At 65.0% G+C, this 22669-nt stretch carries 22 protein-coding genes, 6 tRNA genes and 1 other RNA gene; 8 read left to right on the top strand and 21 right to left on the bottom strand.

Annotated features, from left to right (window positions below; all coding sequences use genetic code 11):
• The first annotated feature begins 81 nt into the window (after positions 1-81).
• Both IFT65_RS07375 and IFT65_RS07370 read left to right on the top strand, forming a co-directional pair.
• On the top strand, positions 82-678 hold the full coding sequence (locus IFT65_RS07375) for an NAD(P)H-dependent oxidoreductase (protein ID WP_192080925.1): 597 nt from the start codon (positions 82-84) through the stop codon (positions 676-678).
• Positions 679-682: 4 nt separating this feature from the next.
• On the top strand, positions 683-1303 hold the full coding sequence (locus IFT65_RS07370) for a TetR/AcrR family transcriptional regulator (RefSeq protein WP_249405078.1): 621 nt from the start codon (positions 683-685) through the stop codon (positions 1301-1303).
• A 64-nt stretch (positions 1304-1367) separates the two neighbouring features.
• Here the strand turns inward: IFT65_RS07370 and IFT65_RS07365 are convergent, their stop codons facing one another.
• The 3 genes from IFT65_RS07365 to IFT65_RS07355 all read right to left on the bottom strand — a co-directional run bounded on the left by IFT65_RS07365 (position 1368) and on the right by IFT65_RS07355 (position 2729).
• Complete coding sequence (locus tag IFT65_RS07365) at positions 1368-1685, bottom strand: multidrug efflux SMR transporter (protein WP_192080924.1); 318 nt, start codon at positions 1683-1685, stop codon at positions 1368-1370.
• Positions 1686-1827: 142 nt separating this feature from the next.
• On the bottom strand, positions 1828-2433 hold the full coding sequence (locus IFT65_RS07360) for a hypothetical protein (RefSeq protein ID WP_192080923.1): 606 nt from the start codon (positions 2431-2433) through the stop codon (positions 1828-1830).
• Positions 2430-2729 (bottom strand): hypothetical protein, encoded by a 300-nt coding sequence (locus IFT65_RS07355; protein WP_192080922.1) that lies wholly within the window; start codon positions 2727-2729, stop codon positions 2430-2432. The genes IFT65_RS07360 and IFT65_RS07355 overlap by 4 nt, the downstream gene beginning before the upstream one ends.
• A 258-nt stretch (positions 2730-2987) precedes the next feature.
• Here IFT65_RS07355 and ffs point away from each other — a divergent pair.
• Positions 2988-3084, top strand: an RNA gene (ffs, locus tag IFT65_RS07350) — signal recognition particle sRNA small type.
• Between the two features lie 219 nt (positions 3085-3303).
• Here the strand turns inward: ffs and IFT65_RS07345 are convergent.
• Together IFT65_RS07345 and IFT65_RS07340 are read right to left on the bottom strand one after the other, a co-directional pair.
• Complete coding sequence (locus IFT65_RS07345) at positions 3304-4056, bottom strand: MBL fold metallo-hydrolase (RefSeq protein WP_192080921.1); 753 nt, start codon at positions 4054-4056, stop codon at positions 3304-3306.
• Entirely contained in the window at positions 4056-4805 is a 750-nt protein-coding gene (locus tag IFT65_RS07340) for a 3-deoxy-D-manno-octulosonic acid kinase (RefSeq protein ID WP_188324874.1), read from the bottom strand. Before IFT65_RS07340 ends, IFT65_RS07345 begins: the two co-directional genes overlap by 1 nt.
• 21 nt (positions 4806-4826) lie before the next feature.
• On the opposite strand from IFT65_RS07340, the gene IFT65_RS07335 reads away from it, so the two are divergent.
• Entirely contained in the window at positions 4827-5879 is a 1053-nt protein-coding gene (locus IFT65_RS07335; protein ID WP_188324875.1) for a glycosyltransferase family 9 protein, read from the top strand.
• Between the two features lie 24 nt (positions 5880-5903).
• Here the strand turns inward: IFT65_RS07335 and IFT65_RS07330 are convergent, their stop codons facing one another.
• Both IFT65_RS07330 and IFT65_RS07325 read right to left on the bottom strand, forming a co-directional pair.
• Positions 5904-6305, bottom strand: coding sequence for a DUF6165 family protein (locus IFT65_RS07330; protein WP_192080920.1), 402 nt, complete (start codon positions 6303-6305; stop codon positions 5904-5906).
• A 107-nt stretch (positions 6306-6412) separates the two neighbouring features.
• Positions 6413-6503, bottom strand: a tRNA-Ser gene (locus tag IFT65_RS07325).
• Between the two features lie 168 nt (positions 6504-6671).
• Between IFT65_RS07325 and IFT65_RS07320 the strand changes: the two genes are divergently transcribed.
• A complete protein-coding gene (locus tag IFT65_RS07320) occupies positions 6672-7376 on the top strand; it encodes a protein phosphatase 2C domain-containing protein (RefSeq protein WP_188324877.1) in 705 nt (234 codons plus the stop codon).
• Positions 7377-7594: 218 nt separating this feature from the next.
• Here IFT65_RS07320 and dnaQ read toward each other — a convergent pair whose 3' ends face one another.
• Genes dnaQ through IFT65_RS07305 form a run of 3 tightly spaced genes read right to left on the bottom strand, consistent with a single transcriptional unit; the run spans position 7595 to position 9453 of the window.
• Entirely contained in the window at positions 7595-8323 is a 729-nt protein-coding gene (dnaQ, locus tag IFT65_RS07315; protein WP_192080919.1) for a DNA polymerase III subunit epsilon, read from the bottom strand.
• Positions 8324-8327: 4 nt separating this feature from the next.
• A complete protein-coding gene (gene rnhA / locus IFT65_RS07310) occupies positions 8328-8783 on the bottom strand; it encodes a ribonuclease HI (RefSeq protein WP_192080918.1) in 456 nt (151 codons plus the stop codon).
• Positions 8770-9453 carry a hypothetical protein gene (locus tag IFT65_RS07305; RefSeq protein WP_192080917.1) on the bottom strand — a complete coding sequence of 228 codons (684 nt, stop codon included), beginning with the start codon at positions 9451-9453 and terminating at the stop codon, positions 8770-8772. The genes rnhA and IFT65_RS07305 overlap by 14 nt, the downstream gene beginning before the upstream one ends.
• An 11-nt stretch (positions 9454-9464) precedes the next feature.
• Here IFT65_RS07305 and gloB point away from each other — a divergent pair, with 11 nt between their 5' ends.
• Together gloB and IFT65_RS07295 are read left to right on the top strand one after the other, a co-directional pair.
• A complete protein-coding gene (gene gloB / locus IFT65_RS07300; RefSeq protein WP_192080916.1) occupies positions 9465-10229 on the top strand; it encodes a hydroxyacylglutathione hydrolase in 765 nt (254 codons plus the stop codon).
• Positions 10226-11443 carry a lytic transglycosylase domain-containing protein gene (locus IFT65_RS07295; protein WP_192080915.1) on the top strand — a complete coding sequence of 406 codons (1218 nt, stop codon included), beginning with the start codon at positions 10226-10228 and terminating at the stop codon, positions 11441-11443. Before gloB ends, IFT65_RS07295 begins: the two co-directional genes overlap by 4 nt.
• 316 nt (positions 11444-11759) lie before the next feature.
• Here IFT65_RS07295 and IFT65_RS07290 read toward each other — a convergent pair whose 3' ends face one another.
• The 11 genes from IFT65_RS07290 to IFT65_RS07240 form a co-directional block, all read right to left on the bottom strand.
• Complete coding sequence (locus tag IFT65_RS07290; RefSeq protein ID WP_192080914.1) at positions 11760-13718, bottom strand: peptidyl-prolyl cis-trans isomerase; 1959 nt, start codon at positions 13716-13718, stop codon at positions 11760-11762.
• Between the two features lie 176 nt (positions 13719-13894).
• Positions 13895-13971, bottom strand: a tRNA-Asp gene (locus tag IFT65_RS07285).
• 105 nt (positions 13972-14076) lie between these two features.
• Positions 14077-14153 (bottom strand) — tRNA-Asp (locus IFT65_RS07280).
• Positions 14154-14236: 83 nt separating this feature from the next.
• Positions 14237-14313: transfer RNA gene (locus tag IFT65_RS07275), tRNA-Asp, on the bottom strand.
• Positions 14314-14340: 27 nt separating this feature from the next.
• Positions 14341-14415 (bottom strand) — tRNA-Val (locus tag IFT65_RS07270).
• Between the two features lie 11 nt (positions 14416-14426).
• Positions 14427-14699, bottom strand: coding sequence for an HU family DNA-binding protein (locus tag IFT65_RS07265; protein WP_042613351.1), 273 nt, complete (start codon positions 14697-14699; stop codon positions 14427-14429).
• 199 nt (positions 14700-14898) lie between these two features.
• Complete coding sequence (gene lon, locus IFT65_RS07260) at positions 14899-17364, bottom strand: endopeptidase La (RefSeq protein ID WP_188324884.1); 2466 nt, start codon at positions 17362-17364, stop codon at positions 14899-14901.
• A 142-nt stretch (positions 17365-17506) separates the two neighbouring features.
• Entirely contained in the window at positions 17507-18796 is a 1290-nt protein-coding gene (gene clpX / locus IFT65_RS07255) for an ATP-dependent Clp protease ATP-binding subunit ClpX (protein ID WP_188324885.1), read from the bottom strand.
• Positions 18797-18922: 126 nt separating this feature from the next.
• Complete coding sequence (gene clpP / locus IFT65_RS07250; protein WP_188324886.1) at positions 18923-19549, bottom strand: ATP-dependent Clp endopeptidase proteolytic subunit ClpP; 627 nt, start codon at positions 19547-19549, stop codon at positions 18923-18925.
• A gap of 69 nt (positions 19550-19618) precedes the next feature.
• The gene (gene tig, locus IFT65_RS07245; RefSeq protein ID WP_192080913.1) at positions 19619-20914 is read right to left on the bottom strand and encodes a trigger factor; all 1296 of its coding nucleotides are present in this window, start codon (positions 20912-20914) and stop codon (positions 19619-19621) included.
• Positions 20915-21123: 209 nt separating this feature from the next.
• Positions 21124-21208: transfer RNA gene (locus tag IFT65_RS07240), tRNA-Leu, on the bottom strand.
• 200 nt (positions 21209-21408) lie between these two features.
• Here IFT65_RS07240 and IFT65_RS07235 point away from each other — a divergent pair.
• Positions 21409-22635 (top strand): GAF domain-containing sensor histidine kinase, encoded by a 1227-nt coding sequence (locus IFT65_RS07235; RefSeq protein ID WP_192080912.1) that lies wholly within the window; start codon positions 21409-21411, stop codon positions 22633-22635.
• Positions 22636-22669: the final 34 nt, after the last annotated feature.

Genomic DNA, 22669 nt, shown 5'->3' with positions numbered 1-22669 from the left:
GCGTTCCATCCATGTAGTTGCGTCCGGGCGACTACCTACGGATAGTAGGTTACTAATGGTAACCCACCGCTCAGGACGCCCATGCACACCCTCATCGTGATCTCGCACCCCAATCCCGATTCCCTCACCCATGCCATCGCTGAGCGCGTGGCGGAAGGCATCGCCAGCGCAGACGCTGCAGACAGCGTCGAAATCGCCGACCTGGCCGCCGAAGGATTCGATCCGGCCTTCTCGCCTGCCGACCTCGCCTATTTCGAGAAGCGCGCGCCGGCCCCGCCGGAGATCGCCCATGAGCACGCGCGCCTGGACCGGGCGGACAGGCTGGTGATCGTCTACCCGATCTACTGGTGGTCGTTCCCGGGCTTGCTGAAGGGCTGGATCGATCGCGTGTTTTCCAACGGCTGGGCCTACGAAGAGAACCCGGAGGGAAAGGTCATCAAGAAGCTGCAGCGATTGCAGGTGCATCTGGTCGCCAACGGCGGCGCGGACCAGGGCATGATCGATCGCCATGGCTACGCAACCGCCATGACGACCCAGATCGACCACGGCATCTTCGACTATTGTGGTGCCCCTGTTATCAGCTCCACCCGACTGCTCGCGTCGGATCCCGGCTTTCCCGCTGCGCATCTGGATACCGCCTTCGACATTGGGCGCCGCATCGTTTCACCCAAGGATTGACGCATTGCCCAAGCACCCTGCCCCGTTGAATCCAGCACCCGCAGCACCTGCGCGCCAGCGCCTGCCACGCGGGCAGCGCACGCGGCAGCTGCTGGACGTTGCATGGGCGCTGATCAGCGACGAAGGCAGCGACGCCCTGTCACTGGGGCGCCTGGCCGAGGCTGCGGGCGTGACCAAACCCGTGGCGTACGACCACTTCGGTACGCGGAACGGTCTGTTGGCGGCGCTGTATGAGGACTACGACGCGCGACAGACGATGGTCTTCGATGCTGCGGTTGATGCCGCGCGTGCGACGCTGCAGGACAAGGCCCGCGTGGTGGCAGACAGCTATGTCGCCTGCGTGCTCACCCAAGGGCGCGAAATATCCGCGGTGGTAGCCGCGTTGGGCGGATCCGCGGAATTGCTGGAGGTGAAACGCCGGTACCAGCAGGCCTTCATCGAGAAGTGCGAAGGCATCTTCGCCCCCTTCGCTGGAAGGGACGGGGTGCCCTCTGCGGGCATGTGGGCCGTGCTCGGGGCGGCCGATACGCTGTCGCAGGCCGCGGTGGATGGCGACATCAGCGAGGCGCAGGCGAAAGACGAGCTGCGGTCGGTGATCCTGTCGGTGGTGAAGCGCGGCGCATGATCGCGCTACGCCTGTCGGGGCCAGATCCCTTCGGTTACACGAAACGGACCTGACCCCGGCCTTGTCAGTTGCTCGACAGTTTCATCAGCACCAGTCCGCAGACGATCAGCACGGCGGCGCCGATGCGCATCGCGCTCATCTGCTCACCCAGAAACACGATACCGATCACGAACGCACCGACAGCGCCGATGCCGGTCCAGATCGTGTATGCGGTACCCAGTGGCAACGTACGCATGGCCACGGCCAGCAACCAGAAACTGGCGATCATGCCGACCAGGGTGATGAGCGTCGGGGTGAGCTTGCTGAAGCCTTCGGACTGTTTCATCGAAACGGCCCAGACGATTTCGAGAAGACCAGCGAACAAAAGATAGATCCAGGCCATGGCGGCCTCCTTTGCAGGGGCCAGGCCGTCCTGGACATTTCAACCCGGTGCGAGGGAGGCCGTTCCTCCGCCGATGATTCTAGCAACGGCAGGATCGCCAGCCCACACGGAGCCTCCTTTGGTTACAACGGATTCACGCTGATCAGGCGTACAGGATGTCGGCAAGCACTGTCAGCTGCCCTATATGCCTCGGCCGTTCTGGTAAGACGATCTCGTCGCCCACCTTCAACGCGACGCACTTGATCAGTTCGGTTCTGGTCAACGAGGAACGCTGCAGTACGGTCTCGATGCGCTCGTTGGCGAAAGCACTCAATTTCATCGACAAGCGCTTGGCCGGCCCGCCCGCCCCCACCTCTGCCGACCGTCTGGCCAGCTTCGCAAGCTCGGCTGACGTCTCCTGACCGTGCGCGTACCGGTTGACGTAGAAAAAGAACAGCCGTTTGCGGAAGTCAGGTGTCGCCAGTGGCGTTATACGCGCGGCAGCGGCGTCCAGAAGTTCAACGAACACTGAAGGTAGATTGACCTCAAACGAGCACTGCTGCGCCGAACGCGCATTGGCCACCGCCGGCGTTGACTGTGCCGGGATGAGGATCACATCGCCACACGTGTTGCAAGATCCGACCAGGATGCCGCGCGCGATCGCACGCCCATCAGAGAAGGGCACGTCCCGGTAGCCAAACGTGGCGGTGGCCCGACCGTCTCGATGACACAGAGCCTGACTGTGGTCGCCTTCGCGATAAAGCTTCATGGCCTGATGGACTCTTGTCGGTGGACGCTGATGAACGTCGTATCGGAAAGAAAGTAGAACTTTACATACCAGCCTTCGACGAGGATCTCGTGCACCTCGATGCCTGCATCCCGGTGATGGGGCGAGCTGCGGTGGTCCTGTCCCCGTGCCCGCCTGAGAATCCCTGCCAGATCCGACGCGCCGATACGCCCGGTCAGCAGCAGATTCTTGCTGCTGATGTTGCGGCGGACTTCGTGCACGAAGTTGCCAGCTTGCAGGTCACGGAGCACCCGTTGCTTGGCTTCGCTGAATCCCACAAGACACCACCTTATACGATACTTCTCGTATCGGCCATAATCGCAGGCACCTTGTTCAGCGTAGGCACGGCGCGCAACGCCGGAAATCAGCTGACTCGCAGCCGTAGTACAGGGAAACTTCCCGTCGTGCGTGCTGGCTAACCCACCAACGCATGCGCTAGAATGCGCGCCTGCCGTCGCTCTGCGATGTGCAGCCAGGACCGGTGAGGTTCGGCGCGCGGCGCCACTACTCCCGCTGTCCACGTCTCTATGGCGGCCCCGTCGGCCCCTCGCGACGCTAGATCGAAAATCCCGCCAGGGCCGGAAGGCAGCAACGGTATCGATCGACGCGGGCGCCGAGGTCAGCCGGCGGGGTCGCCACCTTTTTGGGCCACTGAAACGCGATGCCGTGCGGCTACCTGCCCTTGGTAGCGCCGAGCCACGCTCGGCGAGGACTGCACACGCAAACATTCCCGTAGCGCCGAGCCACGCTCGGCGGGGAACTGCACGCGGAAACATTCCGCCGAGCATGGCTCAGCGCTACCGATGCGCGCATCGCGCGACTCAGGACTGCACACGGAAAAACCGGTCGGGGTCAGGCGACCTGCATGGCGGTCGGGGTGGCCAGCGGCACGCACTCGCCCGGCATCGCCACGCGATGGCCGCGCGCGCGCAACGCATCGCCATCCGCTGCGCTGGCGTAGTGATACAGCATCATCCGCGCCTGCTGTTCAGCGCTGTATTCGCGCTCGAGGTCATCCACGCCCGTGTGCGATGGGTTGCCGTGCAACCCGCAATCGTGGGCAATCAGTTCGTTGTCATCGGCAAAGCGCGCCAGCATTTCGGGAATGGGCCGCGTATCGCCACTCCAGGTCAGTGACCCTTTCAGCCGCAGGCCATAGGCGGTCTCCGGCCAGTGATGGCGTGCGGGGAATACCTCCAAGCGCACGCCCTCGTGCCAGAACGCATCGCCCACCACGATCAGCTGGAAGGCATCCCAGAAGTTGGCGCCGCCTTCGGCCAGCACGTTGGGGTAATCCCCGATACGCCTGTGCAGCAGCGGCACCACCGGCGCGGGCACGTACAGCCGCACTTTGCCGCGACGCTGGGCGTTGAAGAAGGTATCCACGAACAACCGCTCGAAGCCGGCCACGTGGTCCAGGTGCACATGCGTGACGAACAGCGCCTGCGGCAGGTGGCCGTAGTGCGCCTGGAACGCGGTCAGGCCTTCACCGCCGCAATCGATGGTCAGCCAGGGCTGTCCGTCGCGCTCGATCACCGACATCGGCGAACCGAGCTCCACCGCCGACGCATTGCCGACGCCCAGGAAACGCAGCGACCAGTCCATCAGGTGCCCCGGTTCCAGGCCAGGTCGTAGGCACGGCGCAGCCGCGCGAAGTCCTTTTCCACTTCATCGGTGCTGCGTTCGCCGCGCAGCTTCAGCAGCGAGCGCAGCAGGCGCTTGAGGTTGCGCTCCCGCCACGCGGTGGCCGGGATACGCTGCACGCAGCGGTCGAAGTCGATCAGCCAGCCATGGCCGTTGCCATCGAACAGGATGTTGTGGGCATTGAGGTCGGCATGGTCCAGCCCGGCGCGATGGAAACGGGCGATCAGCCGCCCGGTTTCTTCCCACGGTGCGCCGCGGCCGGCGACCAGCGCGCGGTCGGCCAGCGAACGTACGCCCTCGATGCGCTCCATCAGGATCGCGCAGCGGTAACGCAGGCCTTCGCGCATGTAATACGCCGCGATGGGCCGGGGCACGGGCAGCTTGAGCTCGCGCAGTGCACGCATCAGGCGGAATTCGGCAAAGCTGCGGGTGCGCTGGGAGCCACGCCACAGGTAACGGTCGTGGCTCAGCTTGGCCACCAGCCCACCGCGCCGGTAGTGCCGCAGCACGCTGGCCCCGAAGGGCGCATCCACGAACCACGCGCTGCCGCGACCGCCCTCGCCTACCGGCCGCGCCCGCTCGCCCCAGTGCTGCGGCGAGAACAGGCTGGCGTCGGCTTGCCGCAGCCGTTCGCGGTCGAACAGAATGGCACCCATGCCGCGTCCTTCGCGGCAAGGCGTCATCGCTTCATTGGCGTCGAATGCGACCATTCCTTCGAGTCTAACAACACCATGGCATCAACGTCCTCTTCCCTGTGCCTTTTGCGTTTGTCCGCGCTGGGTGATGTGACCCACGTGGTGCCGCTGGTGCGGACCCTGCAGGCCGCGCGTCCGGGCACGCCGATACATTGGGTGATCGACAAAATAGGGCTGAAACTGCTCGAAGGCCTGCCCGGCGTCACCTTCCATCCGTATGACAAGAAGACGGGGCTGGCCGGCATGAAGGCCCTGCGCGCGCAGCTGCCCGAGGGCCGATTCGAGGCGCTGCTGCAGATGCAGGTCGCTTTTCGCGCCAACGTGCTGTCGGCCTTCATTCCCGCCCGTCGCCGGATCGGCTATGACCGCAGCCGCTCCAAGGACCTGCATGGCCTGTTCATCAACGAGCGCATCCCGGACCGTCCGGGCATCCACGTACTGGATGCGATCGGCAGCTTCTGCGAGCCCTTGGGGATCAAGCAGACGGAGGTCAGCTGGGGAGACTTGGCGGTGCCGCCCGCGGCGCACGAGTGGGCGCAGGCCCAGTGGCAGGATGACGGGCGCCCGGTGCTGATGATCTCGCCGTGCTCCAGCCATGAGCGCCGCAACTGGTATGCCGACCGCTATGCGGCCGTTGCCAACCATGCGGCGTCGCGCGGCTGGCGGGTGGTGCTGTGCGGTGGACGCAGCGAGTTGGAGCGCAACACCGCCGACGCCATCCAGGCGCAGTTGCAGCAGCCGGCGCTGGATCTGGTGGGCAAGGACACATTGAAACAACTGCCCGCCCTGCTGGCGCGGGCCGCGTTGGTGATGACCCCGGATTCGGGCCCCATGCACATCGCCAACGCCGTGGGCGCGAAAGTGCTGGGCCTGCACGCGGCCAGCAATCCGCACCGCAGCGGCCCGTATTCGGATCGCCGCTACTGCGTGGACCGCTATGACGATGCCGCGCGGAAGTTCCTCGGCAAGCCCGCAAGCGCGCTGAAATGGGGTACGAAGATCGAGTTCGACGACGTGATGCAGCTGATCACGGTGGAGGACGGGATCGCTGCCTTCGAGCGCTACGTGGCAGACCGGCCAGCCCGGTAGTGACGCCGGGCGTACTGTGGCGGGTCAGCTGGCGCGGTAATCCTTGTACGACTTCTCTTCCACGTACACCGAGCCCAGCGCCAGGTTGATGGCCTTCTTGATCCGCGCGCGTTCGTCGTTGCGCAGGTAGACGCTGCGCGCCAGCTCCACGAAGGTCGGACCGAAGTCGCCGGCTTTGTCCTGCAGGCGGATGGTGTCTTCGATGTTCCACAGCTCTTCGTTGACGGCCTTGAGGTCCGCGCGCAGCTGCGCCACGTCCTTGCCCCCTGCGGGATGGGACATCCAGGTGCTCTCCAGCGCGGAAAGCTCTGCACGCACGTTGGCCAGCTTACCTTCGTCGCTGATGCGCTCGGACTTGATCTGCAGGATCGAGATCTTGTCGAGCAGCTCGCCGAAGGCGACGGGAACGAGGATTTCAGCAGTCATGGAGGCACTCTCTGGAAGCAGAGGGGGATGATAACGCGTGGTGCATGTGTCCCCGGTGGGCGGAAAAGAAAAGGGCCACCCGATGGGCAGCCCTTTTCTTTTTTATCTGGCGGAGAGGGGGGGATTCGAACCCCCGAGGCGCTATAAACGCCTGCCTGATTTCGAGTCAGGTACATTCAACCGCTCTGCCACCTCTCCGTTTCCCCGGCGTACCGGGGACGCGCATGATACGAGGATGCGCGGATATTCACAAGTCATCACGCGCAGGAAAGTGAAACTTCCCTGACTACCGCGCTTGTCGGATGTCCTGCCCGCCGCGATGATGGCGTACTGCCTGGTAGACCCCCCTTTCGCTGCCCCCCACTCATGATCGAATTCGGACACCTGACCCACCCCGGCCTGCGCCGTGCCCTCAACGAGGACACCTATTACGGTGATGGCGAACTGGCGCTGTGGCTGGTGGCCGACGGCATGGGCGGCCATGCCTGTGGCGAGGTGGCCAGTGCCTTGGCACGGGAAACCATCGTGCGCGAGATCCGCCGGGGGGCGCCGCTGGCCCAGGCCATCCGCACCGCCGATGAAGAGATCATCCGCGCGTCGCGTCGCCGCAACGACACGCTGCCCATGGGCACCACGGTGGTGGCTGCCCGCGTGCAGGGCAACCGTTACGAAGTGGCGTGGGTGGGCGACAGCCGTGCCTACCTGTGGCGAGACGGCCAGCTGGCGCAGCTGAGCCAGGACCACAGTGTGGTGCAGGAGATGATGACCCAGGGCAACCTGACGCCAGAACAGGCGCGGGCGCATCCGCATCGCAACGTGGTGACCCAGGCACTGGGGGTGACCGACCCGGCGCATCTGAATGTGGCGACCACGGCCGGCGAGCTGCGGCCGGGCATGCAGCTGCTGCTGTGCAGCGACGGTCTCACCGAAGAGCTGGATGACAGCGGTATCGCGCGCACACTGGCCTTCGACGATGCGAGCGCGCAGGAATGCGTGGATACGCTGGTGGCGGCGGCGCTGGACGGCGGCGGATCGGACAACATCACCGTCGTGCTGGTGCGCTGCCACTGAGCAACCGCCAGCCCAGGCAGCGCTGCCGTGTTGCCTGGTAGAGCCGACTTCAGTCGGCTGGGCCTGAAAGCAGCCGGCTGAAGCCGGCTCTACCGTAACGGCTGGAGCAGCCGGCTGAAGCCGGCTCTACCGTAGCGTCTGAAAGCAGCCGGCTGAAGCCGGCTCTACCGTAACGGCTGGAGCAGCCGGCTGAAGCCGGCTCTACCGTCCGGGCGCTTTCAGGCGACGGCGGCGGCTTCGATCTTCGGGCCGTCCCAGATGGCGTGGCCGGCTTTCTTGCGCAGGCGCTCCAGGCGGGCGGCATGGGCCTCCAGTTCCGAGGCGGTGGCCTGCACGCGCGGGCGCGGCAGCAGCTTGGCCGGGTCGAAGCCCTGCATGGTGGCCACGCGCTTGGCGCCGTCTTCGTCCATGTCAAAGCCAAGATCATCCTGGCCCGAGGTCAGTGCGATGTAGACCTCGCCAAGGATCTGCGCATCGAGCAGCGCGCCGTGCAGCTGGCGGTGCGCGTTGTCCACGCCCAGGCGCTTGCACAGCGCGTCCAGCGAATTGCGCTGGCCAGGGAAGCGCTCGCGCGCCAGCGCCAAGGTATCGACCACGGTGCAGCGGTCGGTGATCTTGCCGAACTGCGGTCCCAGGCGGGACAGCTCGTTGTCGAGGAATCCCAGATCGAACGCGGCGTTGTGGATGATCAGCTCGGCGCCGTCGATGAAGGCCAGGAAGGCCTCGGCCACCTGGGCGAAATCCGGCTTGTCGGCCAGGAAATCCAGGGTGAGCCCGGTGACTTCCTGCGCACCGGGCTCGAAGTCCACGTCCGGTTTCAGGTACTGGTGGTAGTGGTTGCCACTGGGCCGGCGCTTGAACAGCTCCACGCAGCCGATTTCGACGACGCGGTTGCCCTTCTGCCAGGCAAGACCGGTGGTTTCGGTATCAAGGATGATCTGACGCATGGGCTCAGTTTACCGCCTTGCCGGTCGCGCGCACCTTGGTCGCCGCCTCGCGCGCGAGCACGTCCACGCGCTCGTTGTCGGGGTCACCGGAATGCCCCTTCACCCAGCGCCAGTCGATCTGGTGGCGCAGCGTGGCCGCGTGCAGGCGCTCCCACAGCTCGCGGTTCTTCACCGGCGAGCCACCCGCGGTCTTCCAGTTCTTGCGGATCCAGCCCGGCATCCACTCGGTCAGGCCTTGGCGCACGTACTGCGAATCGGTGTACAGCACGATCTGGCAGGGTTCGCTCAGCGCCTCCAGGCCGGAGATGGCCGCCATCAGCTCCATGCGGTTGTTGGTGGTATCCGGCTCGCCGCCGCTCAGTTCGCGCTCATGCGTCTTGTAACGCAGCAAGGCTGCCCAGCCGCCCGGGCCGGGGTTACCGAGGCACGAGCCGTCGGTGTGTACTTCAATGGTCTTCATTCGGTTCCAGAATCGATCGGGTCATGCCGGGCGTGGCCATCGGGCCGGCCCAGCGTACCCTCAGGGGCGTGGGCCCCGGCAAGGCAAAGGTGCGTTTTTCCGCACTGAACAGACAGGCCGCCCGCAGCGGCGCCAAGCTGCCGGAGCGCGCGCTGCCGGCCGGCCACATCGGGCCGATGTAACGGGTATCGCCACATGCCAGTCCCACCCGGTCGATCAGCTGCCGCAAGCGCTGCGGCGTGCGCACCACCATCCCGTGACGGCGCCACTGGGTGCGGTAGGGGCTGAACGGATTGAGGCTGCTCAGGAACAGCCGGCCGCCTGGCATCAACACACGCTCGCACTCAGCCAGCAGCTGGGCCGCATTACTGGCCGTCACATGCTGCAGGACGATGGTGTACACGCTCTCGTTGGGCAGCGGCAGCGGCAACGCGCAGCGCGCTTCACCCGCGTAACCTCCGCCCTCCGGGTGCAGGCGCAACCCGCGCCCGGTCAGGGCCGCCCCCTCCAGCCACCGCGGGCTGGGGGCAACCCACAACCAAGGCTGGCTGGGCAGGCTGGCGAGCTGCGGCAACAGCAGTTGTTGTTCCAATTCATAGAGAAGCTGCGCAGGCTCACTGTCGAACCACGAGGCGGGCGTTGCTTGACGGAGACTCGGCAGGACGGGCATGGTCCGATTCTATGCGACTCATGACCCTGCCCGCATTCGCGGACAACTACATCTGGTGCCTGGTCGGCGATGACGGCACCGCCGTGGTCGTCGATCCCGGCGATGCCGGTCCTGTGCTGGCGGCAGCCGACGATGGGCTTCGCCCGCAGGCCATCCTGCTCACCCATCATCACGATGACCACATCGGGGGCGTGGCCGCGCTGCAGGCCAGATTTCCCGGTATCCGGGTGATCGCGCCACAGGAATCGCGCATTCCGCTGGCTACCGAGCGCGTGGCCGATGGTGAACACGTTCAGGCAGCGGGGCGGATGTTCCACGTAGTATCCGTGCCCGGGCACACTCACAGCCATGTCGCGTTTCACACTGATGAACATCTTTTCAGTGGCGATGCCTTGTTCAGCCTGGGCTGTGGGCGCCTGTTCGAAGGTACGCCATCCCAACTGCTCGGTTCCCTGAGCAGGTTGGCGTCCCTGCCGTCGCAGCTGCTCCTGTGCTGCGGCCACGAATACACCGTGTCAAATGCCGTCTTCGCGCGGCATGTCGACCCCGCCAACGTTGCCCTGCGGCAACGCCAAGAGGAGGCCCTGGCCATGCGCCGCGATGATCGCCCTACCCTGCCGGTTTCCCTGGCAACTGAAATACAGTGCAACCCGTTCCTGCGTACCCACACCGCGCCCGTACGCGCTGCGGTGGCGGCTTTCCTGGGGCGGGAGGTCAACGACGATGTCGACGTAATGGCCGGACTTCGGCACTGGAAAGACGGCTTTCGCGCATGATGCGCCGAAGTCTACCGCTAGCCCTGGGGATTCTGCTGGGGCTGGCCGGGACCGCAAACGCGCAGTCACTCGGTGCTGGCATCAGCCAGAACATGGCCGGTCTCGGCGCCCTTCCGTTGGATCCTGCAACCTTGCCGCCGCCCAGCGTGCGCAATGGCCAGGACATCTTCGCCAGCTTCCGCGAGGGCCTGGCTGAACCGACCTGCGACGCCGAGGCGACCAGCCCGCGCTGGCAGAAGCAATTCGCCCACGCGCCTGCGCGGCTGGCGAACCAGAACGACGATGCGCTGGTGCTGTTTGGCTACGTGGTGGAAGAGCTGCGCAAAGCAAGCCTGCCCACCGAGTTCGCGCTGATCCCCTTCGTGGAAAGTGGCTACCGACCCAATGCGCGCAGTGGCGCGGGCCCCGCGGGGCTGTGGCAGTTCATCGCCAGCACCGCCCGCAACCATCGGGTTCCGATGAGCGAGGGCTACGATGGCCGCCTGTCGGCTGTCGATTCCACCCAAGCGGCAGTGCGCTATCTCAAGACGCTGCACGGCATGTTCGGCGGCGACTGGCGCTTGGCCACGATGGCCTACAACGCCGGCGAATACCGGGTGCTGCAGGGCCTGCGCAAGGCCGGCATGAACTCCACCAACGCCGTGCCCGCCGATCTGCCCGGCATGTCACCGATCACCCACGCGTATGTGGAGAAGCTGCATGCGCTGGCCTGCGTCCTGGAGAATGCCGAGGAACAGCCGGCGGTGATGGCGTCGCTGGACCGGACGGTGCCCGTATTGAAAAGCCATACCCTGCCGGCCGGCACCAGCGTGCAGCAGTGGGCCGCTCAGCGTGCGCTGGACCCGGCACGCATCGCGCGGCTGAATCCCGCAGCGGATGGCCGTGGCCGCCCGCAGAATGCGCCGGTGCGCCTGTTGGCGCCGGTAAGCGCGCCGGAGACGGCGTCGGTGGCGGCTATTGCTTCAACGGGCAGCGTGACCGGCCAGACGGCAACTGCCGCTGTGGCGGCCGTGTCGCCCGCACCGGTGGTGGCACGCACGGTGGCCAGTGCCGCCGATCGGCCACGCACCCGCCGTCACACGGTGCGCAACGGCGAGTCTGCATGGACCATCGCGCGCCGCTACGGCATGCCGGTGAAGGCACTGCTGAGCTTGAACGGATTGAGCGGCCAGAGCGTGTTGAAGCCTGGCGCACAGCTGCGCGTCGAAGACTGAAGGTCGCCGCGATTCTTTGGTAGCGCCGAGCCGTGCTCGGCGGAATGTATCCGTGTGCAGGGTCCCGCCCCTGCCGAGCGCATAGCCGATTCCCTGGTAGCGCCGAGCCGTGCTCGGCGGAATGTATCCGTGTCCAGGCCTCCGCCGAGCGTGGCTCGGCGCTACCGGATCGCTCCGTGTGCAGGCCCCCGCCGAGCGTGGCTCGGCGCTACCGGATCGTTGCGTGTGCCGGGCGTGGCGCGGCGACAGGATGCGCGGGCACACAAAAAAAGGCCCGGCGTTGCCGGGCCTTTTCATTGCGATGTCGCCCGTCCCGTTACAGGTTGGCTTCGGTGGTCTGCACCAGGAAGCGCTTGCGGGTGGACTTGATGAACGCATCCGCTGCGGCCATGCCATCGAGCTGGCTCAGCTGCTGCTTGAGCTGCTGGCGCTGCTCGGCCGTCACGTCCTTCAGGTCGCCGGGGGTCACCTTGGTCACGGCGAACACCACGGCGCGTCCCTGCACGTCGATCTTGCCGTAGCTCGGCTTGCCTTCGGTCGGCAGCGCGGCGCTGAATACCGCACGGTTGATCTCGGGCGTGGGCACCGGCTGGGTGCGCGGCAGGCCGGGCATCGGGCTGACCTGCAGCTTTTCACTCTCTGCCAGGCCCTGCAGGGTCTGACCGCCCTTCAGCTTGGCCAGCAGCGCATCGGCTGCCTTTTCTGCCGCTTGGCGGGTACGGTCTGCGCGGATCGCGGCGGTCACCTGCTCACGCGCCTTGTCCAGCGGGATCGCCTGTTCCGGAGTGTGCTCTGCCACGCGGATCACCACGCTGTGGTTGCCGCTCTCGTCCAGCGCAATGGGGTCGCTCGCGGTACCGTCCTGTACCAGGACGTCCGAGAACGCGGCACGCAGCACGGCTGGATTGGCGGCAATGCCGCTCGCGTCCTGGCGGGTGAACGGGCCCACGGTCTGCAGCGGCAGACCCACGGTCTTCGCCGCCGACGCCAGATCACTCGGGCTCTTGTTGGTGGCATCGACCACGCGGCCGGCCAGCTCGGTGTAACCGCGCTCGCCATCGGCCTTGATCTGCTCGGCCAGCAACTGATCGCGCACTTCCTCGAACGGCTTGCCTTCGCCACCGCGCACTTCGCGCACCTGGATCACGTGATAACCGAAGTCGGTCTTCACCGGTCCGATGATGTCGCCGGCCTTCGCCGCGAACACCGCATCTTCGAACGGCTTCACCATCGCGCCGCGATCCACCCAGCCCAGATCGCCGCCCTGCTCCTTGGAGCCGGTGTCATCGGAGTTGGCCTTGGCGAGCGCTGCGAAATCCGCACCCGCTGCCTTTGCCTCGGTCGCCAGTTTGGCCGCCTTGGCTTCGGCACCGTCGCCGGTGCTGATCAGGATGTGCGAGGCCAGACGCTGTTCGGGCGTGGCGAAGCGTGCCTTCTCATCGTTGTAGCGCTTGCGCAGGCTGGCCTCATCGGGGGCTGCCGGCGGCGGCAGCGTGGCCCCGTTGATCTCCACGTACTCCAGCTTGACCGACTCGGCCTGGCGGAAATCCTTGGTATGCGTGTCGTACCACTGCTTGATCTGCGCATCGGTGACCGGTGCGGTGTCGGCCGGCTGCTCTGGCAGCATGGCGATCTCCACGTCACGCGTCTCGCCCAGCAGCTTCAGCAGTCGCTCGGTCTCTGCTTCGGTGACAAAGCCGGAATTCTGCAGCGCGCTCGGAATGATCGACTGCTGCAGGCTGGTGCGCACCAGCTGCTCGAACATCGCCGGCGTGCGCGGCGGGTTGCCGCTGGCCAGGGCGATGCGGTACTGGTCGCCGTTGAACTTGCCATCGGCACCCAGGAAGGCCGGGATCGTTGCGATGTACTCGCGCACGGCCACGTCACCGATCACCACGCCAGCCTGCTCACCCGCCAGACGGACGACCTGTTCGTCGACCAGCTGGTCGAGCACGGCGAGCTTGTTCTCCACGCTTTCGAACGCACGCGGATCGAAATCATCACCCTGCTGCTGGCGCACGCGGGCACGCTCTTGTTCAAAGCGTTCGCGGAATTCCTGCGAGGTGATTTCGTTGTGCTTCCAGAACAGGCGGGCCGGCCACCAGGACGGAGCGGATGACCACCAGGATGGCGGTGCGGATACCTTGGCCACGTTCTGTGCGCCGACACCACCCAGATAGCTGGAGTCGATGACGAACAGGAACGGGATCATCAGCAGCCCCAGGATCACGGTGACGATCCAGCCCGAGGTCTTGTCGCGAAGTTTCTGCAGCATGGGAAAAATCATGGCCTGAGTGGCGAGCCGGGCAGTGTAACCCGCTTCAGGGCAGGCTCCAAAAGAGGCGCGCACATGGCGTGGGGCCGGATCCGTCACACCCGGCGAAAGAGATCGGCTCCCGTCGCAAAAAGCATAAAAAAAGCCCCTGGCTTTCACCAGGGGCTTTCCATTCGTGGCGGAGCGGACGGGACTCGAACCCGCGACCTCCGGCGTGACAGGCCAGCATTCTAACCAGCTGAACTACCGCTCCGCGTTGAAACTTTGCAGGCGCTCATTCTATCCGAAGATAATCTGATTGCCCAGCCCGATGAACACTTTTTTCAGAAGTTTTTCACAAGGCCTTACTTCGATGCAGTGGCGGAGCGGACGGGACTCGAACCCGCGACCTCCGGCGTGACAGGCCAGCATTCTAACCAGCTGAACTACCGCTCCATACTGCAAAACCGTGTTTCCGCATCGGCCAGGCCGGTGAGAAAACAAAGCCCCCAGGATGTACCCGGAGGCCTCGTTGAAACTGGCGGAGCGGACGGGACTCGAACCCGCGACCTCCGGCGTGACAGGCCAGCATTCTAACCAGCTGAACTACCGCTCCACATTTCAAACTTTTACTGCGGTGCTGTGGTGGGTGCTGAGGGTTTCGAACCCCCGACCCTCTCCGTGTAAAGGAGACGCTCTACCACTGAGCTAAGCACCCCAGCGAGCCGCTTAGTTTACAGCATCCTTCAGGGCCTTACCAGCCTTGAACGACGGATTCTTCGAAGCCGCGATGGCGATGGTGTCGCCGGTCTTCGGGTTGCGGCCGGTGCGCGCAGCGCGGTCACGGACCTGGAAGGTGCCAAAGCCGACCAGCGTCACAGCATCACCGCTCTTCAGTGCCTTGGTGACGGCAGCAACGACGGCGTCGACGGCGCGGGCGGACTCGGCCTTGGTCAGGTCGGCGGTCTCGGCAACGGCGTCGATCAATTCGGTCTTGTTCATTCTCTACAACTCCTTATGCGGGGGTCCGCGGATTAGCCAGGGAAGCCAACGTTCGATGCAACTGGAACGCGGGCGTTGGATCGGTTCGCTCAATTCGGTCAAGCTGATTCGCGAGTGTTGCTTTTATACCAGTGGCCCTACACCCACGCAAGCCGAAACCCAGCAATGACGCGGGTTTCGGCCGATTACAATGCACCAATCAGTGCTTGACTCGCGTGGTGGAAGCTGTCTTGCCCTTGCTGCGAACCGTGACACGCTGCGCGGTCTTGCGTGCCTTCTTCGGCGCGAGAGGACGCTCCAGCGCCAGCTCCAGCACTTCCTCGATGTACTTCACCGGGATGATCTTGATGTCGCGGGTGACATTGGCCGGGATATCCGCCAGGTCCTTGCGATTCTCTTCCGGGATGATGACCGTCCGGATGCCACCGCGCAGCGCGGCCAGCAGCTTCTCTTTCAGCCCGCCGATCGCAGTGACACGGCCACGCAGGGTGATTTCACCCGTCATCGCAACATCGGCGCGCACCGGCACCTTGGTCAGGATCGACACCAGCGAGGTCACCATCGCAGCGCCGGCACTGGGGCCATCCTTCGGCGTCGCGCCATCCGGCACGTGCACGTGGACGTCCTGCTTCTGCAGGAAGCCGGCATCGATGCCCAGCTGCACGGCACGCGAGCGCACCACCGACAACGCAGCCGATGCGGACTCCTTCATCACGTTGCCGAGCTGGCCGGTCAGGATCAACTGACCCTTGCCCGGGACCAGCGTGGATTCGATCTGCAGCAGATCACCGCCGACTTCCGTCCATGCCAGACCCGTCACCAGGCCGATCTCGTTCTCTTCTTCGGCACGGCCGAAGTCGAAGCGACGCACGCCCAGGTAGGTATCCACGTTGCTGCCGTCGACGTTGACCAGCGCGGTCTTCTTCGACTTCTTGCCCTTGGCCAGCTTGGCCGGCTTCGGCATGCCGCCCGGACCGGCCAGCGCGATCTCCTTGACCACCTTGCGACAGATCTTGGCGATCTCGCGCTCAAGGCTGCGCACGCCGGATTCGCGCGTGTAGTAGCGCACGATGTCCTGGATGGCGGCTGCATCGATCTCCAGTTCCTCAGCCTTCAGGCCATTGGCCTTGATCTGCTTGGGCACCAGGTAGCGCATGGCGATGTTGAGCTTCTCTTCCTCGGTGTAGCCGGGGATGCGGATCACTTCCATGCGGTCCAGCAGCGGGCCCGGAATGTTCAGCGAATTGGAGGTCGCTACGAACATCACTTCGGACAGGTCCAGGTCCACTTCGAGGTAGTGGTCGTTGAACGCATTGTTCTGCTCGGGATCCAACACTTCCAGCAGCGCGGACGACGGATCGCCGCGGAAATCCATCGACATCTTGTCGATCTCGTCGAGCACGAACAGCGGGTTCTTGCTGCCGCACTTGTTGAGGTTCTGCACGATGCGGCCCGGCATGGAGCCGACGTAGGTGCGACGGTGGCCACGGATCTCGGCCTCGTCACGCACGCCACCCAGGCTCATGCGCACGAACTTGCGGTTGGTCGCCTTGGCGATGGACTGGCCGAGCGAGGTCTTGCCCACACCGGGCGGTCCCACCAGGCACAGGATGGGGCCGCGCATCTGCTTGACCCGCGACTGCACCGCCAGGTATTCCAGGATGCGGTCCTTGACCTTCTCCAGGCCGTAATGGTCGGCATCGAGCGTGTCCTGCGCGGCCTTGAGGTCCTTGCGCACCTTGGTGCGCTTCTTCCACGGCACGCCCAGGATCCAATCCAGGTAGTTGCGCACCACTGCCGCTTCGGCGGACATCGGCGACATCTGCTTGAGCTTGGTCAGCTCGGCCTTGGCCTTGGTCTCCACCGGCTTGGGCATGCCGGCTTCGGCGATCTTGCGGGCCAGCTCTTCCAGCTCGCCCGGCGCATCATCCAGGTCACCCAGTTCTTTCTGGATGGCCTTCATCTGCTCGTTGAGGTAGTACTCGCGCTGGCTCTTTTCCATCTGCGACTTCACACGGCCGCGGATGCGCTTTTCCATCTGCTGCACGTCGATTTCGCCATCGACCAGACCGACCAGCATTTCCAGGCGCTCGCCCACCGGCAGCACTTCCAGCAGGCGCTGCTTGTCGGCCAGGCGCACGCTGATGTGCGCGGCGATGGTGTCGGCCAGACGTGCCGGCTCTTCGATGCCCGCCAGCGTCTGCAGCAGCTCCGGCGGCAGCTTGCGGTTGGTCTTCACGTACTGCTCGAACAACGACATCAGCGAGCGTGCGATCGCTTCGATCTCACGGGCCTCGCGCGGGTCTTCGGCCTGGATCTCCACGGCCTGGCCCTGCAGCGCGCCGTCCAGCTCGCCCACGTGGCTGACCTGCACGCGCGACAACCCTTCGACCAGCACCTTGATGGTGCCGTCGGGCAGCTTCAGCAGCTGCAGCACCTGCGCCAGCGTGCCTACCTGGTACAGATCCGATTCCTGCGGATCGTCGGTCTCGGCCGACTTCTGCGCCAGCAGCAGGATGCGCTTGTCCGCTTCCATCGCCTTTTCCAGCGCGTGCATGGACTTGTCACGGCCGACGAACAGCGGGATGACCATGTGCGGGAACACCACCACGTCACGCAGCGGCAGTACCGGCAGGTCGAGAGTCTCAGTTGGGGAACGGGCCATGGGGGCTCCAGGAAGGGGGGAATGCCATCTCCGGTCCACACGGGGCCAGAGACAAAAAAGCCGATGGCCCCGTTATGGGGCCATCGGCGTGCGGATGCAAGATGCTCCGAAAAACAACTTTCAAATCAATCGATTGAAAGAATCACTCAGCGCCCGCTGCCTTCTGTTCAGGTGCAGGCGGCGTCTGATAGATCAGGTACGGCTCGGACTTGTGCTCGATCACCGATTCGTCCACCACCACCTTGGTCACGTTCTCCTGCGAAGGGAGTTCGTACATGGTGTCCAGCAGGACCGATTCGACGATGGTGCGCAGGCCGCGGGCACCGGTCTTGCGCTTGAGCGCCTTGCGGGCGATCGCTGCCAGTGCATCGGGGCGGAACTCCAGCTCGACGTTCTCCATCTCGAACAGCTTCTTGAACTGCTTGGTGATGGCGTTCTTCGGCTCGGTCAGGATGGTGATCAGCGCCGTCTCGTCCAGCTCTTCCAGGGTAGCAACCACCGGCAGGCGGCCGACGAACTCCGGAATGAGGCCGAACTTGATCAGATCTTCCGGCTCGACCTCAGCCAGCAGCTTGCCGATCTCCTGCTTGCGCTCGCTGCTCTTCACCTTCGCCCCGAAGCCGATGCCGCCCGCTTCGGTGGAACGCTGCTGGATCACCTTGTCCAGGCCGGCAAACGCGCCGCCACAGATGAACAGGATGTTCTTGGTGTCGACCTGCAGGAATTCCTGCTGCGGATGCTTGCGACCACCCTGTGGCGGAACACTGGCCACGGTGCCTTCGATCAGCTTCAGCAGGGCCTGCTGCACGCCTTCGCCGGACACATCGCGGGTGATCGACGGGTTCTCGCTCTTGCGCGAGATCTTGTCGATTTCATCGATGTAGACGATGCCCTGCTGCGCCTTCTCGACGTCGTAGTCGCACTTCTGCAGCAGCTTCTGGATGATGTTCTCCACATCCTCGCCCACGTAACCGGCTTCGGTCAGCGTAGTGGCGTCGGCCATGGTGAACGGCACATTCAACAGCCGGGCCAGCGTTTCGGCCAGGAGCGTCTTGCCCGAACCGGTCGGGCCGACCAGCAGGATGTTCGACTTGGCCAGTTCGACCTCGTCGTTCTTCTGCCGGCTCTCGATGCGCTTGTAGTGGTTGTACACGGCCACGGCAAGCGTGCGCTTGGCGCGCTTCTGGCCGATCACGTACTGGTCCAGGACCTCGAGGATCTCGCGCGGCTTGGGCAGCGAACTGCGGGCCGACTGCGCTTTCTCTTCGAGTTCTTCACGGATGATGTCGTTGCACAGCTCTACGCATTCATCGCAGATGAACACGCTCGGGCCGGCAATGAGCTTACGCACCTCGTGCTGGCTCTTGCCGCAGAACGAGCAGTAAAGAATCTTGCCGCTGTCCGTGGAACGACCTTGGCGGTCTTCGCTCATGCTTCGCTTACCCAGTTACCCCACCCGTGCGACGGGGGTTCAATTCGAGAATAACACAGGGTCGAGAGGGCACCAGCCCTGCCCGACCCTGCATGTCCAGTCGGAAAACCGACCGTTGCGCTGTGATCAACCAGCCTGGATCGAGTCTTCCGGACGACGTTCCAGCACCTGATCCACCAGACCGTACGCTGCTGCCTCGACCGCGCTCTTGAAGTTGTCGCGCTCGGTGTCGCGCGCGATGGTCTCCAGCGACTGGCCGGTGTGCTTGGCCAGGATCTCATTCAGGCGGGCGCGCAGGGTCAGGATTTCGCGGGCGTGGATGTCGATGTCCGTGGCCTGACCCTGGTAGCCGCCCAGCGGCTGATGGATCATCACACGCGAATTCGGCAGCGCATACCGCTTGCCCGGGGCGCCCGATGCAAGCAGCAAGGCCCCCATCGAGGCAGCCTGACCGACGCAGATGGTCGCCACGTCCGGCTTGATGTACTGCATGGTGTCGTAGATCGCCATGCCGGCCGTTACCACGCCACCGGGCGAGTTGATGTAGATGCTGATGTCCTTTTCCGGGTTTTCCGCTTCCAGGAACAGCAGCTGCGCCACCACCACGTTGGCCATGTGATCGTCGATCGGGCCCACGAGGAAGATCAGGCGCTCTTTCAACAGGCGCGAGTAGATGTCATAGGCGCGCTCGCCGCGGGCGGTCTGCTCGACCACCATCGGAACCAGATTGAGGGCTTTGGTTCGGTTGTCCATATCGTGAGGCACCTGTGTTGGGGGGAACTACCCCGCGCCTTGCAGCGCGGGGCCTGGCTTGCGCAGAACTCAGCCGCGGATCGCGTCCTGGAAGGACAGCGTTTCCTCGGTGTGCTGGGCGCGCTCGGCGATCCAATCGATCACCTGCTCTTCCATCACGCGGTTCTGCAGACCCGACATGAGCTGGGGGTCGTTGCGGTACATCTCAATGACCTGCTCCGGCTCTTCGTAGGTCGAAGCGATCAGGCGCATGGTTTCATTCAGACGCTTCGGCTCCAGCTTCAGGTCGTTGATGCGGGCCACTTCGCCGACCAGCAGGCCGACCAGCACGCGCTTGCCAGCAGCGTCCTTGAAGTTTTCGTGCGCATCGGCCGGCACCTGGCCCGGATCGCGGCCGCTGCGGCGGATCTGGTCCACCTGCTGGGCCAGCATGGCGCGGGCTTCGTTCTCGACCAGGCGCGGCGGCATTTCGACCGAGCTGTAGGCGGCGATCAGCTGCTCACCGACTTCGCGACGCAGGCGGTTCATCAGCGCGCCCTTGAGCTCGCGCTCCAGGTTGGCGCGGATGTCGCTGCGGAACTGCTCCACATCACCCGCCTTCACGCCGAAGCTCTTGATGAACGCATCGTCCACCACCGGCAGCGACTCTTCGGACACCTCGGTGACCTTCACGGTGACCTGCACGGTCTTGCCCGCCAGGGCCTCGACGCGCCAGTCAGCCGGGAAATCGACGTCCAGGGTCTTCTCTTCGCCCTTGGCCAGGCCGACCAGGCCCTTCTCGATGGCCTCGAACATCATGTTCTGGCCGATGATGATGGTGCCCTTCTCGGTGCCTTCGGCCGGCAGGCGCTCGTCGCCCGCCTGCGAGAAGGTCTCCAGCGCGACCAGGTCGCCTTCCTGTGCGCCACGGCTGACCGGGGCCCAGGTACGGCGCTGCTGGCGCAGGTTTTCGATCATCTGGTCGATGTCGGCATCGCCGATCTCGGCCACGTGGCGGACCACGCTCAGCTTGGTCACGTCGATTTCGCCGAACTCCGGCAGCAGCTCGACGGTGGCCACGAACGACAGTTCGCCCTGCTCACCCTTGTCGATGCGCGGGCTACCGACGACCCGCAGGTCGTGCTCGCGGATGGCCGCGTCGAAGGTTTCGCGCAGCAGGCCGTCAACGGCTTCGCCACGGACCTGCGCGCCGAAGCGCTGCTCGATCACCTTGGCCGGCACCTTGCCCGGGCGGAAGCCCTTGATGCGGGTGGTGCGCGCGATTTCGCCCAGACGACCACTGACGTGGGTGTTCAGGCGATCTTCCGGCAGCGAGAAGCTCAGGCGGCGTTCCAGGTTGCCGGTGGATTCGATCGAAGCTTGCATGTTGACTCCTGCCACCGGTGGCCCTTCTGGCCCCCGGTTCGATGTGATGGACGAATACGGGTTGTTCGGACGCGGCGTTTGAAGGCGCTCGTCCGCCGCAGCCCTTTAGTTTGGACGATATCGGGCGGCACTGCCAGCGGGGGCCAGTCAGGGAGGCGGCCAGCCCTGACAGGCGCCGCGCCGGCCCCCGTGCGGGGCCAGCAGTATGGTGGTGCGAAAGGGGGGACTCGAACCCCCACGCCTTGCGGCACTGGAACCTAAATCCAGGGCGTCTACCAATTCCGCCACTTTCGCAATGTCCAGCCGGATATTGTCGCAGCCCGAGGGCCTTCTTGGGTAGAGCCTGTGCGGGCCCGGCTTTCCGCGACACGCCGGGGCCGGCACACCGGTGCCGTGCACGGCATGCTCTAGAATGGGCCCGTAGTCGCAGACCGCATCCCGCCACCCCTACTTCTCCGTAGCCCTACCTGCCCGCCGAGGAGGCGAGCGTTCCCATGCAGCAGCTGGACGCATCATCGCTGGGCGAGGACATCCTCAAGGACATTGCGCAGATCGGCACGATCGCCGCCGTGCCCCGCATCCTTGAAACCGTGGCGCATATCACCGGTTCGCGCTTCGCGGCCGTGGCCCGCGTCACCGACAGCAAGTGGATCGCCTGCGCGACCTACGACACGCTCGGTTTCGGCCTGGGCGTCGGCGGGCAGCTGGTGTTGGAAACGACGATCTGCAACGAGATCCGCCAAGTGCCGCAGCCGGTGATCTTCGGGCACGCGAGCGCACATCCGCATTTTTCCACGCACCACACCCCGCGCATGTACGGGCTGGAAAGCTACGTCTCGGTGCCTATCTACCGGCCGGACGGCAGCTTCTTCGGCACCTTGTGCGCCATCGACTCGGTGCCCGCCACCTTCGATGAGGCGCATGTGGTCCGGTCGCTGGAACTGTTCGCCGAGATGATCGGAAATTACCTGCACAACGAGCTGAAACTGCAGCAGGCCGTTGCCGATCTGTCCGCTGCGCAGGACATCGCCGGGCTGCGCGACCAGTTCATCGCCGTGCTCGGCCACGACCTGCGCAGCCCCCTGCAGGCGGCCAGTGTCGCCACCGAGCTGCTGGAGCTGGAACCCTTGTCCGAGCGCGCGCAACGGTTTCTCGCACGCATTCGCGGCAGCCTTGGGCGCATCGATGGTTTGGTGAACGACGTGCTGGATTTTGCCCGCGGCCGACTGGGCGGCGGCATTCCGGTCACGCTGTCGTCCAACGCCGATCTCGTCGCGCAGCTGATGCAGGTGGTGCAGGAAGTCGCAGCCGCCACCGGGCGTACCGACATCCAGACGAACATCGTGCTCGGCGGTCCGCTGCTGTGCGATGCCAACCGTCTGGCGCAACTGCTGGCCAACCTGCTGACCAATGCGGCCCTGCACGGCGCCGCCGACGAACCCATCACGCTGAGCATCGATGCGGATGATGAGGAGTTCGTTCTACAGGTTCACAACGGCGGGGTGATCGCCGCGGACAAGGTGGACAAGCTGTTTACCCCGTTCTCGCGAGAGATCGGGACGGAGCCGCGCCCCGGCCTTGGCCTGGGGCTGTACATCGCCGCAGAGATCGCCAAGGCGCACGGCGGGACGCTTTCGGTGAAGTCCGATGCCGAGCACGGCACCCGCTTCACGTTCCAGATGCCGGCGCTGGCGCACGAGACGCTCGCCCTGCCCGCCTGACGACGGCCACTGAACGCCGCGCAAGAAAAAAGCC

The sequence above is a fragment of the Stenotrophomonas sp. CFBP 13725 genome (assembly GCF_014841935.1).
Lineage (GTDB): Bacteria > Pseudomonadota > Gammaproteobacteria > Xanthomonadales > Xanthomonadaceae > Stenotrophomonas.
This window is presented reverse-complemented; position numbering and strand designations above follow the sequence as displayed.